Here is a 12,675-nt window from a genome sequence, read left to right on the forward strand (position 1 = left end):
TGAGGTTGGATGAGAGTCAACGCGCGGGTAAGGGGTTGAAGCGGCTGTGGTGGACATCGACAAGCTGAAGGGCATGCCGGACGTCACGTACGACTTCGGGGTGTCGGGCGAGGTGAAGTCGGCGTTCCGTACGGCGGCGAACACCCTGTCGGGTCAGCGGGGCGACCGTTCGACCTGGCGTTCGACCGGCCTGGAGCAGTTCCAGGGCCACTTCTCCGACATCTTCAAGACCAACGGCACCACCCAGCTGGGTGACCTCGACGAGGTCGTCACCGCGTTGCGGGCCGTTGCCACGAAGCTGGAGGACGTCGAGCAGGCGGCGCGGGAGGAGAACCAGCGCCGCAAGACCGCCCGCGAGTGGGCCCAGCGCCAGGCCGACAGGTCGGGACTCGAGAAGGCGTGGGACGACTTCTGGGGTTCGGGCGAGGATCCGCCGGACGTCAACATCAAGGAGACCGGACCGGCCCAGCACGTGAGCGCCCCCGCGTCCAAGCCGCGCGAGACGCCGGCTCCGGGCAGCGGCGGTGGCGGTGGCGGGACGTCGTCGGCGAAGCCGTCGAACCTGCGGTCGTTCGCCACCAGCACGGATGGCGGTGACGGGGCGTTCGATGGGAAGGCGACGAGCCTCGAGGGCAAGTGCACCGAGTTCGCGACCGCCTGTTCGTGGGCGACGCTCGACGCGTCGGGCCCGATTCAGGGTCTCAAGGACTGGCTGCGGCTGAACGGTGAGGATGCGAAGTGGGCCACCACGGTGGCCGATGCGTTCGCCCGGGCCGGCGGCGAGGGCAACGTCTCGACGTTGTCGAACTCGACGATCGAGGCGGCGTTGCGGGCCGCGAACGTGGCGGTGAACCGGCAGGACATCGTGGTCGACCCGCCGACGGCCTACGGCTCGCCGCCCACGACGGGCTACTCGGACGACCCGGTCAACACGGCGACCGGCAACTTCATCGAGAACGAGTGCGATCTCGCCTTCCCGGGTGCGACGGCGGACTTGGGCCTGACCCGTACCTACAACTCGCTCAACCAGAAGCTCGGCGCGTTCGGCCGTGGCTGGTCCTCCTGGGCCGAGGCCGGGCTGACGCTGACCGACGAGGCCGCGCGACTGCGGCTGTCCGACGGCCGCGAGGTCGTCTTCCCGCGGCTCGGTGACGGTTGGGATCGCGCCAACGGCGAGAACTTGTGGCTGGCCCGCGTCGAGGCGGGCTACCGGGTGACGAACTCGGCCGGCCTGTGCTGGGACCTCCGTGCCGACGGCCGGCTCCTCACGACCAGCACCGGACCGGGGACCAAGGTCACCTACTGGTACGACGACGAGGGCCGACTCGTCTCGGTGGCCCACCAGTTCGGCCGCTCCCTGGACCTGACCTGGGACGACGCGACCGGACGGATCACCGGCGCGACCGCCTCCGACGGCCGGACCGTGAACTACCGCTACGACGACCGCAGCCGGCTGCTTGCGGCCGAGACCCCGGCCGGCACCCGCACGTACCGCTGGAACGACGCCGACCTGATCGACGCCGTCACCGACCCCGACGGCGTCGTCGAGGCGGAAAACACGTACGACGAACTGGGCCGGGTCACCACCCAGCGCTCGGCCTTCGGCCGGACCAGCCGCTTCGTCTACCTGCCCGGTGGCGTCACCGAGGTGTCCGACGCCGACGGCACGCGGGCCAACACCTGGATCGCCGACGGCAAGGGCCGGCTGATCGGCGTCATCGACGCCGATGATCAGCGCCAGTCCACCAGCTACGACCGCTACGGCAACCCGGTCATGATCACCGAACGCAACGGTGCCGTGACCGTCAACACCTACGACGAACGCGGCCGGCGGATCGAGCAGTCACTGCCGTCCGGGGCCCGGGCTCGCTGGACGTACGACGACGCTGACCGGCCGGTCACCGTTCAGGTCAGCAGCCGGGATGATCACGACCACACGGTCGAGTCAATCACGCGCTACAGCTACCAGGGCGATTCGCGGGATCCCAGCCAGGTGATCGATCCCGAGGGCGGTATCACCACCATGGAGTGGTCAGCCGGGCTGCTGAAGAAGATCGTCGACCCAGTCGGGGTGGTACTGAGATTCGATCATGACGAGCATGGCGACCTGATTGCCAGCACGGATGCCCAGGGCAACACGGCTCGGCTGGTCCGCGATGATCTTGGTCGAATCAGCGCCGCCATCACCCCGCTCGGACACCGGACCACCTACCGCTACGACGAGGCAGGGGCGTTGGAGTCCCGGCAGGATCCGGACGGTGCGATCTGGCGCTATGAGACCTCGGCCGGGGGACGGGTCACCGCCACGATCGATCCGCTCGGCGGCCGGACCACGATCGAATACGGCGACCACGGCGAACGATCCCGGGTCGTCGATCCGCTGGGCCACGCCGTCACCGAGACCTACGACGACCTCGGCAACCAGACCCGGACTGAGCTGCCCGACGGCAGCAGCTGGGAGTTCGGCTACGACGCGATGTCGCGACCGACCTCGCGGACGGACGCTGCCGGTGGCCATTGGGAGCTGGATTACGACGCACAAGGGTTCCTGACCCGGACGGTCGACCCGACCGGTGTCGAGCACTCCGTGCAGCGGGATCTGGAGGGCCGGCCGACCAAGCTCAGCGACCGGTTGTGGCAGACGACCACCGACTACGACGCGTTGGGCCGGACGGTTGCCGAGACGGGGCCGGACGGAGCCATCACGCGCTACCGCTACAACCGCTGCGGCCAGCTGGTCGAGCACACTGACCCGAACGGGGCGACCACCGCGATCCAGCGGGACGCCGCCGGCAGGCCGGTGGCGATCACCCACCCGATGGGCACCACGTACCGCTATGAGTACGACCGGTGCGGACGCCGCAACGCCACGATCGACACCGACGGCTCCCGCTACCAGTTCGAGTACGACGCCGACGGTCGGCTGGTCCGGGAACACTGGCCGACCGGCGAACAGGCCTGGATCGGGTACGACGCCTGCGGTCGGGTCGTCGAGCGCTACGCACCGGGCAAGGGGACCTCGGGCTTCGGCTACGACAAGGCCGGCCGCGTGATCCGATTGACCGACGGCTGGTACGGCCGCCGACGGATGCGCTACGACGCGGCCGGGCAACTGGTCGGTGTCACCAACGCCTCCGGTGGCCAGACTGGGTACGAGTACGACGAGACCGGACGCTGTGTGGCGGTGGTGGATCCGCTGGGCGGCCGTACCGAGCGTCGCTACGACGCGCTCGGCCGGATCATCGCGGAAACCGATCCGCTCGGCCGGACGACCCGCTACGGCTATGACGCGGCCGGACGACCGACCCGCCGGCTCGACCCGACCGGCGTCGAACTCACCTGGAGCTACGACGACACGGGCCGGTTGACCGAGTCCCACGCGGGGGACCGGCTGCTGTCCCGCCTCGAGTACGACCTCGCCGGTCGTACGATCCGGGTCCGTGAGGATGACACGGTCACCGAACTGGTCTGGGACGAGAACAAGCGGCTGATCCGGCGCGCCCGACACCGGGCGGACCATCCGTCCGGCGGAGTCGCCCTGTCGTGGGCCTACGACGGCGACGGGCGACGGACCTCGTTCACCCGCAGCGACGGTTCGCAGACACATTACGAATACGACCGGGCCGGGCGGGTCGCGGCAGCGACCGCGCCGGGCCTGGGCCGGGCCGTGATCGACCGGGACGCGATCGGCAGGATCGTGGCCATGGCTGCGCCTGGGCTCCATGCGACCTGGGTGTGGGACGGCGGAGCGATCGTCCGGCATCAGGTCACTCGGCAGGGGGTCACCGAGACCGTCGAGATCGAACGCGATGCCGCGGGACGGGTGATCGCCCAGACCAGCAACGGCGTGCGGACCGACTATGACTACGACTCGACCGGCCAGCTCGTCCAAGCACGCCGTGGCGATGGCTCGGCGACTGGCTATACCTATGATTCCGCAGGCCGGATGATCAAGGAGACCACCGACGGCGCAGTCATCGAGTATGTCTATGACGTGGCCGGCCAGCTGCGTTCTCGCCGTACGCCCGACGGCGTCACCGAGTACGGCTACGATGCCGCCGGCCGGAGGATTCGCGAGCACGGGCCGGACGGCGAGCAGCGGTTCGGCTGGGACCCGCGCGGATTCCTGGCCAGAATCACGACCATCAGCCGGACCGGTGACAAGATCACGGCCCGGACCCACGACCTGCCGACGGACCCGGAGCCTGCGGAGGTCCAGACCAGCCATGACTTCCGGGTCGACGCGCTCGGCGAACTCGCTGCGCTGGACGGTCAGCAGGTCGCCTGGGACTCGGCCGGTCTCGTGCCGGTGCTCGCCCAGATCGGCGACGTGTCGGTTTCCAGCTACGGACCGCTGACCGCGTTGCTCCCCGACCCTGCCGGCGGCGAAGCCGACGGCGGCGAATGGGTGACACCGGACTGGCGGCCCCGGTCCAGCGGCACTGATCCCTGGGGCGTTGCGCCGGGCGTCGCACGTCCCCAACTGCCGTCAGGCGTGGCAGTCGGCAGCCAGGGCAACCTGCTGGTGGGCGGCCGAGAATGGATGCAGGCCCGCGTCTATGACCCGGGCACACGCGGCTTCCTGTCGACGGATCCGCTGGATCCGGTGCTGGGTTCGGGGTGGGCCGGGAACCCATACTCCTTCGCCGGAAACGATCCGCTGAACCAGTCCGACCCGTGGGGTCTCAGTCCCGTGACGGACGAGGAGCTGCAGGCCTATCGGGACTCCAATAACGGTGCCCTCGCCGCTGCTTGGAATGCGACGACGAACTGGGTGGCGAACAACTGGGAGTACATCGCCGCCGGCGCCATGATCGTGGCCGGCGTGGCGTTGATGGCGACCGGTGTCGGCGGTCCGGTCGGCCTGGCGCTGGCCGGTGGCGCTTTGTCGATGGGTATGTCGGTTGCGCAGCAGAAGGCGACCAAGGGCTCGGTGGACTGGGGTCAGGCCGGTCTCGATGGCGTGATGGGCATGGTGCCGATTCCGGGCGGCGCGCTGCTGAAGTCCGGAGCGAGCGCGCTCGGACGAACCGCCTTGGCGAACGGGGTCAAGACCGTCGGAAGGAACGCCCTGAGCGGGGCCAAGCGTTTCGGCAGCAAGGCTCTGTCGAAGCTCACCGGAACGGCCAAGAGCGGCTGCTTCGTGGCGGGGACTCAGGTGCTGATGGCGGATGGCAGCTCGAAGGCGATCGAGGACGTCCGGGTCGGAGACGAAGTGACTGCGGCCGACCCCGACACGGGTAGGACGTACTCGAAGAAGGTCGTGGACACCTACGTCCATCAGGATGTCGAGACATTCCGAGTGGAGACCTCGTCCGGTGAGGTGACCTCGACGGCCGAGCATCCCTTCTATGTTCGCGGGAAGGGCTGGGTTCCGGTGCGAGAGTTGCAGCCAGGTGACGTCCTGGTGGACTCCGACGAGAACGCCGTCGAACTGGTCAAAGCCATCGCCACCGGGGAATCCCACACCGTCTACAACTTCAACGTCGAGGATCTTCACAACTACCATGTCAGGACCGGCACGGACTGGGTTCGGGTTCACAACGAGTGCGTGCCAAAGTATGTCTATCGAGGCGGTTCCGCCACCGATGACGCGCTGACGCCGAAACCCAAGGACGTTGACGGACTTTCGACCTTCGACACGCCCCAGCGGGCTGCGCCCCACGGCGGAAAGGTTCAGAAAATCGATACCGACAAGCTGGAGAATCTGGACGCCGTTCCCAACGGCACAGGTCACGTGTCACTCATTCCGAAGAATCGTGACGAGTTGGGACCATGGATGGAATCCAGAGGTTCGGGTACTCCGCACCCACTCACGCAGGAGATTCAGAGCGCCATCGTCGATACGTTCAAGGTGTCGAAATGACGGAGGAGTTCTGGAATGACGAACGGGCCCTCATCGACCATGCCGTGGCAAGGATCCAGCGGGAGCTGGCGACGACCGATCCTGGCCTCAGGTGGCGCACCGGCTACGTCACACCCCAGCCGGTGTTTCCGTTCCGTGCCTACGCGTCGATCGCACTGGACGACCGCGACGACGACATTGACAGCATCGACTTCTCGGTCGACTGCAAGCTTGAGAACGGTCGGCTACGCATCACCAGCGACATCTGCTACTCGGACGGTCAATTGATCGCGGAGGGACCCGTCGCCCATGAACCGGAAGGGATCGATAGGGCAACCTGGGTTCGGGAACGCATCGACGAGGCGCTGGGCTTCTTCCGCGCAAATCTGGGTCGGGTGCGCCAGGCCCTGAAGTCAGAGTGATGCGACGCCTGGACTTGATCGAAGAGCTACGCCAGCGGACCAAGCGATGACGCCTGAGCGGTGGCGTCTGACTCTGGGGTTGGCTCATCGGCTTGGGCTACGCCGGAGCTCAGTCCCGAGGAGTTCCTGGAACGATTCGGCGAGTCCGACGGGCTGGCCCTGGCCCTGCGGCTCCTCGCCGACGCGGTCGAGCGTGAGGACGCCGACGACCTGGAGGCCGCCTTGCGGGTGGTCTACACGTTCGGCGTGACGCCCGAAATGCTCGGTCCGCTGAAGCGGGCGGCAACAGCCGAGTGGCACCAGCGCCATGTGGATGTCGTCTTCCGGCTCCAGGATCTCGGCGACCCGGGAGCGGTCGACGTGTTGTCGGAACTGACCGAACGCGCTCCGGCCTATCTTGACGAACCCGAGGTCACCACCTTGAGCAACAACGCAACCTGGGCCCTGTTCAAGATCGGCGGGGACGCCGCGCGCGACGCACTCGAGCGAGTCCGGGACACCAACGCCGACGAGGACCGACGCGACCTTGCCGAGGATCTGTTGCAGAGGATGCAGGAGGCCTGAGACCTGACATGCCCGCACCTGACGGGAACCGCGTCAGTCAGGAGGTCTCCGGCGCGGTCCGGAGATTCGCGGGCTGGGTGGCCCGCGGTTCGGTGGGTCACCCACTCCTCGTAGGGGTCGACTATCTCGAGGACCTCATCGAGTCCCCGAGCCAGTTGGAGATCTGTTTCGCCATCTTTCTGAACGTGCTCGAACTTGACAATGAGGGCCAGCCGGTCAACGAGAAGTACGCGGAACGGGCTCAGACGGTCGTCGCGACAACGGTCCGCGCGCGGTCTCTGGTAGACAGTGCCGGTGAGCACAGAGGTGACGTATCTGGGGCGGGCGATCGAGCTCGCCGTGGCCAGCGTCGCCGACGGCGGGGGACCGTTCGGCGCGGTGATCGTGCGCAACGGCGAGGTGATCTCGACCGGGCAGAACCGGGTGACGAAGGACCATGATCCGAGTGCGCATGCCGAGGTGGTGGCGATCCGGGAGGCCTGCCGACTGCTGGGTACGCACTCACTGCGGGGCTGTGTCCTGTACGCGTCCTGCGAGCCGTGCCCGATGTGCCTGACCACCTCGCTGTGGGCCAGGCTGGACGAGATCGTGTACGCCGCCGACCGCTACGCCGCGGCCCGCAGCGGGTTCGACGACCTCGCCTTCTACGAGCTGCTCGGTCGGGACCGGCGGACCTGGCCGACCCTGATCCGGCACCGCGAGCTGCCGGCCGCCGAGGAGCCCTTCGCGGCCTGGAACCAGCTGGATGACAAGATCGACTACTGACCGAGCCGCAACGTCGTACAGGAGCAGCATGGGGGAATCGGCCCGACCGCGGGTGCTCGTCGTCCAGAACGCCCGCAAAGGAGGCCTGGGCCGCTTCGCCGACTGGTGGCAGGAGGCCGGGCTCGCGCTCGACGTCGTGCACGCCTACGACGGCGAACCGATCCCGGATCTCGATGATCACGACGCGCTGGTGCTGCTCGGCGGCGGCCTGATGCCGGACGACGACGCCAAGGGTCCCTGGCTGGCCCGGGAGCGCGACGTCGCCACGAAGGCGCTGCAGAGCGGGATCCCGCAGCTCGGCATCTGCCTCGGCGGCCAGCTGCTCGCGCACGTGGCCGGTGGCAGTGTCCGCGCCGAGCACGGGCAGCCGGAGGCCGGCAGCACCGTCCTCACCCGGCGCCCCGAGGCGGACCAGGACGCCCTGTTCGCCGACCTGACGCCGACGTTCCGGGCCATCGAGCACCACGTCGACCAGATCACCGAGCTGCCGCCGGACGCGGTCTGGCTGGCCAGCAGCGAGCGCTGCCCGCTGCAGGCCTTCCGGGTCGGCGAGCAGGCCTGGGGTGTCCAGTTCCATCCGGAGGTGGACCTGGACCGGATCCGGTCCTGGAACACCGACAACCTGATCGAGCAGGGCTTCGATCCGGAGCAGGTGATCAACGAGGCGGCCGAGTGGGAGCCGACCAGCGCCGCTGTCTGGCGCGGCTTCGCGGAACGGTTCGCCGCGGTCGTCCGGAGTTGATCAAGGACCGATAACGGGTGGCCCGGCCATCGCGCCGGTCGGTACGGTCTCGGCATGCGCGATCGACCGTACGGAATCGAGGACGCCGACCTGGGCACGCTGCTCGGCGAGGGCTGGCGGCTCGACGTGGTGATCATGGACTACGCGCCGGTCGGCTTCGGCGACTACCACTGGACCGCGACCAGCCGGGACGGCCGCCGCTGGTTCGTCACCGTTGCCGATCTTGCTGCCAAGACGATGCTCGGGCCGGACCCGGCGGCCGGGCTGGAACGGGCCCTGGCCACCGCGCTCGCCCTGTCCGGCCGCCCCGGACTCGAGTTCGTGACGGCGCCCGTCCCGGCCGTCGACGGGCGGGTCACCCGGCCGTGCGGCGAGCGTTACGCGGTCAGCGTCTTTCCTTGGCTGGAAGCCGAAGCGGGCTCCTTCGGCCGGCCCCGGGACTCGGCCGAGCGGGCGGTGGTGATCGACCTGCTGGCCCGCCTGCACGGCTCCCGACCGCCGGCCGGCACGCCGCGGCAGCCGATCGCGCTGACCCAGCGGCACGTCCTGGCCGACGTGCTGGCCGCCGACCAGGCTCGCTGGCCGGAAGCCGGCCCGTACACCCGGCGCGCCCAGCAGTTGATCATGGACCATCGGGCCGCCCTGATCGACCGGCTGGCCGAGTTCGACGCGATCGCGGCCCTGCAGCCGACCGATCCCGATGATCTTGTGCTGACCCACGGCGAACCGCATCCGGGCAACCTGCTCCGTGGCGGGGGCGGCCTGCACCTGATCGACTGGGACACGGTCGGGCTGGCCGTACCGGAGCGAGATCTGGCCGGCATCGGACCGACCGAGGAGGATCTCGACCGGTACGCAGCCGCGACCGGCCATCCGGTCGACCGGAAGACGATTCACGGCTACCACCTGCGCTGGGACCTGGAGGAGATCGGACTCTATGCCGACGAGTTCCGCCGGCCGCACGGCGACGGCCCGGACCAGGAGACCGCCTGGGGCGGGTTGACCGAGTCGGTCGCCCACCTGGCGGGACCGGAGCGTTGATCATGGTCCGGCTGACCCGCGCCGGTGCGGACTCGGCCGCGGAGCTTGCTGCGCTGCGTGCCCGGCATGCCGCCGAGCTGGATCCGTTCTCGACCCTGGAGCAGCTGCCGACGGAAGCCGGACTCGCCGAGGCACTGGGCGACGGGCGGCCCGCCCTGCTCGCCAGAGCGGCTACCGGCAGCACGATCGGGTACGGGATCGTCCGCGGCTGGGCCGAGACCGACGGCACCGAGCTCCGGCTGCTCGACGTCTGGGCCACTCCGGCCGAGACCCGGACCCAGGTCGAGGCCGCCCTGTTCCCGGCGCTCGAGGCCGCCGTGCGCACGGCGGAGCCCTCACGCACCCTGGTCTTCGGAGCCAACGCCCGGGCGGACGAACCGGACCGGTTGGCCCTGCTGGCCGGGCTGGGCTACCGCCCGGCCTTCGCCATGGTCGACCTGGAACTCGCCGACCGGGGCGCGCCGGTGGCCCGCCCCGAGGGCGTGACCCTACGGTCCGCGAACCTCTCCGACGTCGCCACCGTCGCCCGACTCCTGGACCGGATCTGGGCAGGCAGGCCGTACTTCTCGAGTCCGGACCGGACCGAGGTCGAGCAGTGGCTCCGGGAGTCGGGCCCGGACCTCTACCTGATCGCGGAGGACGGCTCCGGCCCGATCGGTCTCGCGGCAGGCCTCACCGGCGGCCCGACCGCCGTGGTCGACGATCTCGGCGTCGTCCCGCCGGCGCGCGGCCGCGGAGTCGGCGGCGCCCTGCTGTCCGAACTGCTGGACCGCCTGGCCCGGCACAGCGGAGGTCCGGTCCGGTTGCACACCGAGGCGCACGAACCGACCGGAGCCCTCCGGCTGTACCGGAGGGCTGGCTTCCGCGAGGTCGCCCGGCACCACCGGTTGCGTAAGCCCGGCTAAGGCTGCTGCTCCGGCTCGACCTCCTCCTTCGCCGCGTTCAGATTGCGCTTGGCCGGCGGGTGCTGAGCGGTCTCCGGGGTCGAGCCGGGCGGCATCTCGAAGACCCGGCGGCCCTCCTGCTCCTGGTCCTGTCCGGTGTCCGGCTCGTCGGGGGTGGACGGTGATTCCGGCAACATGACGATCTCCTCACTCGGTTGATCAGGCGGCCAGCGGTTCCGGGCGGTGATCGGGATCGATCTGGTCCCGGATCACGCCGAGGATCCGCCGCAGCGACCGCGAGATCTGCATCTGGCTGACCCCGAGTTCGTCGGCGATCTGCTGCTGGGTCCGCTGCTCGGCGAACCTCAGTTCGATGATGCGCAGGTCGTCCGGGGGGAGCCCGGCGCAGGCCTTGCGCAACGTACGCAACCATTCGATCCGGTCGTAGCCGCCGTCGACGGCACCGATCCGGCTGCCCAGGTCGGTCTGCGACTCCTGCCGGGCCGCCGGGGCGTCCAGCGAGATCGGCGCGAAGCACGCCCCGGCAGCGGCCGCCTCGGCGACCTGCTCGACCGGTTCGCCGAGGCGACCGGCCAGCTGCCGGAGGGTCGGCGCTGAGCCTTGTTCCTGGCTCAGCGTGTTCCAGGTGTCGGTCAGCTCGTGCTGCAACTCCTGGATCCGGCGCGGCGGCCGGACGACCCAGCCGTGATCACGGAAATACCGCTTGAGGCAGCCCCGGATCGTACTGACGGCGAACGGGACGAAGTCGCCGCGGTCCGGATCGGCACGGTCGACGGCCTGGACCAGCGCCAGCCGCGCGACCTGATCAAGATCCGCGGGATCCAGCCCGCGGCCGTGGTACCGCCGGGCGAGGGCGTCGGCCAGATCCAGATGGAGCAGGACGACCTCTTGCCGGCAGCGCTGTCGTTCGGCCTCATCGGCCGAGTTCGCCGCACGGAGGAGCTCGGAAGTCTCGTCCGTACGGGATTCGTGGGTGGAGGCCGAAGCATCGGTCGGCCTGGGGGAAAGAGCGAGACGGGTGGTCATCGGAAGAATTCCTTCACCAGCGTCACGTGAATGGCCGGTGGCTCGACCAGACTTCGAGCCAATCACCCGCGGCGCCTGAGCACAACCCCCTCCAGATTTCTGGACGAGATCGTCCGCGATCCGGACATGATCAAGGACGTTTGAGGCGGCACCGGGCGGGTACCTGCCGGACAACGCACGCTCACCACGAGGAGGGGAGTCCGATGCCCCAGGAAGCCTGGAGCGACAAGCGGGAACGGCAGTACGAACACATCAAGAAGGGCCTGCGGGAACGTGGCCGCGGCGAGGACGTGTCCGAGGAGATCGCGGCCCGCACGGTGAACAAGGAACGGGCTCGGGGCGGCGAGTCGAAGACCGCCAGCCGCAGCTCGACCGACGACGTGTCTTCCGGACACCGCGGCGGAAAGCGCTCGCACAGCGGCAGCAAGGGCCGCACCAAGGACCAGCTCTACAACGAGGCCCGGCAGCGCGGCATCAAGGGCCGGTCGACCATGACCAAGGACGAGCTCGCCCGAGCCGTCGGCCGCTGATCGCACGACCGTGGCAGGATCTTTCCCGATCACCGCGGTACGCAGCGGCGAGGCCCAGAGCGGAGGAGATCCGGCCATGGACGATCCGGTGTCGGAGCCCGGGACCGACGGTCGCGGTGAGACCGAGAACCAGCGGATGGACCGGAACTGGAACGAGTTGCTGCAGGAACTGCGGGTCACCCAGACCGGCACCCAGATCCTGTTCGGCTTCCTGCTCGCGGTCGCGTTCCAACCGCAGTTCGGCCGGCTCGACCAGTTCCAGCTCACCGTCTACCTGATCCTGGTGATCCTGGCGGCGCTGACCACCGCCCTGGCCCTGGCCCCGGTCAGCCTGCATCGCGCGCTGTTCCGCCGCGGGCTCAAGGCGGAGGTCGTCGGGATGGGCCACCTGCTCGTCGTGCTGGCGCTGGTCGGAGTCGGCCTCACCCTGTCCGGGACCACGTTGTTGATCTTCGACGTCACGGTCGGCCGGCCACAGTCCTGGATCGCCGGCGGCGTGATGCTCGTCCTGGCGGTCGGCATCGGGGTGCTGCCCCGGGCACTGGCCCGCCGCTGAGCCTTGTTTGGGCCTTGCCGGCGCCGGGTACCGAGCGAACGACGCCCGAGCCGGAAGGAGGTCCGCATGACGACGGCAACGCGACACCCTGACGGCTTCGGGCTCGGCTACCGGATCAGGTGGTGGCTCGAGTACGGACTGATGCACATTCTGGGCCCGGCCCAACTCGACGAGGCCCGGGATCCGCGGGCGAGGATGCGCCGCGAGTACGCCCGCCGCAAGGCCGAACACGAGCGCCGGCAGCAGCCACCCGACCGTCCGACCCCGGGGTGAGCCGGT

Annotated in this window: 12 protein-coding genes and 1 pseudogene; 11 read left to right on the plus strand and 2 right to left on the minus strand. The window is 69.3% G+C overall.

The features are described from left to right. The first annotated feature begins 49 nt into the window (after positions 1-49). The 8 genes and pseudogenes from AC6CCG_RS18630 (at position 50) to AC6CCG_RS18665 (ending at position 10,284) form a co-directional block, all read left to right on the plus strand. A complete protein-coding gene (locus AC6CCG_RS18630; protein WP_496656094.1) occupies positions 50-5,866 on the plus strand; it encodes a polymorphic toxin-type HINT domain-containing protein in 5,817 nt (1,938 codons plus the stop codon). Beyond that, positions 5,863-6,267 (plus strand): hypothetical protein, encoded by a 405-nt coding sequence (locus AC6CCG_RS18635; RefSeq protein WP_496656095.1) that lies wholly within the window; start codon positions 5,863-5,865, stop codon positions 6,265-6,267. The genes AC6CCG_RS18630 and AC6CCG_RS18635 overlap by 4 nt, the downstream gene beginning before the upstream one ends. A gap of 60 nt (positions 6,268-6,327) precedes the next feature. Beyond that, positions 6,328-6,831 carry a hypothetical protein gene (locus AC6CCG_RS18640; protein ID WP_496656096.1) on the plus strand — a complete coding sequence of 168 codons (504 nt, stop codon included), beginning with the start codon at positions 6,328-6,330 and terminating at the stop codon, positions 6,829-6,831. Between the two features lie 8 nt (positions 6,832-6,839). Beyond that, positions 6,840-7,085 (plus strand): annotated as a pseudogene (locus tag AC6CCG_RS18645) (DUF7677 family protein); the annotation flags it as partial. Positions 7,086-7,125: 40 nt separating this feature from the next. Next, positions 7,126-7,596: a nucleoside deaminase gene (locus AC6CCG_RS18650; protein WP_496656097.1), complete on the plus strand. Its 471-nt coding sequence runs from the start codon at positions 7,126-7,128 to the stop codon at positions 7,594-7,596. A gap of 28 nt (positions 7,597-7,624) precedes the next feature. Further along, positions 7,625-8,338, plus strand: coding sequence for a type 1 glutamine amidotransferase (locus AC6CCG_RS18655; RefSeq protein ID WP_496656098.1), 714 nt, complete (start codon positions 7,625-7,627; stop codon positions 8,336-8,338). Positions 8,339-8,392: 54 nt separating this feature from the next. Next, a complete protein-coding gene (locus tag AC6CCG_RS18660; protein WP_496656099.1) occupies positions 8,393-9,379 on the plus strand; it encodes a phosphotransferase in 987 nt (328 codons plus the stop codon). Between the two features lie 2 nt (positions 9,380-9,381). Next, positions 9,382-10,284: a GNAT family N-acetyltransferase gene (locus AC6CCG_RS18665; protein ID WP_496656292.1), complete on the plus strand. Its 903-nt coding sequence runs from the start codon at positions 9,382-9,384 to the stop codon at positions 10,282-10,284. Here the strand turns inward: AC6CCG_RS18665 and AC6CCG_RS18670 are convergent. Continuing rightward, complete coding sequence (locus tag AC6CCG_RS18670; RefSeq protein WP_496656100.1) at positions 10,281-10,460, minus strand: hypothetical protein; 180 nt, start codon at positions 10,458-10,460, stop codon at positions 10,281-10,283. The genes AC6CCG_RS18665 and AC6CCG_RS18670 overlap by 4 nt on opposite strands. Positions 10,461-10,482: 22 nt before the next feature. Continuing rightward, complete coding sequence (locus AC6CCG_RS18675; protein WP_496656101.1) at positions 10,483-11,310, minus strand: sigma-70 family RNA polymerase sigma factor; 828 nt, start codon at positions 11,308-11,310, stop codon at positions 10,483-10,485. Positions 11,311-11,513: 203 nt separating this feature from the next. Between AC6CCG_RS18675 and AC6CCG_RS18680 the strand changes: the two genes are divergently transcribed. From AC6CCG_RS18680 to AC6CCG_RS18690, 3 genes are all read left to right on the plus strand, one after another. Beyond that, positions 11,514-11,840 (plus strand): plasmid stabilization protein, encoded by a 327-nt coding sequence (locus tag AC6CCG_RS18680; protein ID WP_496656102.1) that lies wholly within the window; start codon positions 11,514-11,516, stop codon positions 11,838-11,840. 76 nt (positions 11,841-11,916) lie between these two features. Further along, positions 11,917-12,396 carry a DUF6328 family protein gene (locus AC6CCG_RS18685; RefSeq protein WP_496656103.1) on the plus strand — a complete coding sequence of 160 codons (480 nt, stop codon included), beginning with the start codon at positions 11,917-11,919 and terminating at the stop codon, positions 12,394-12,396. A 66-nt stretch (positions 12,397-12,462) separates the two neighbouring features. Continuing rightward, positions 12,463-12,669: a hypothetical protein gene (locus tag AC6CCG_RS18690; protein WP_496656104.1), complete on the plus strand. Its 207-nt coding sequence runs from the start codon at positions 12,463-12,465 to the stop codon at positions 12,667-12,669. Positions 12,670-12,675 lie beyond the last annotated feature (6 nt).

This window comes from Microlunatus sp. YIM B11417 (genome assembly GCF_059617205.1).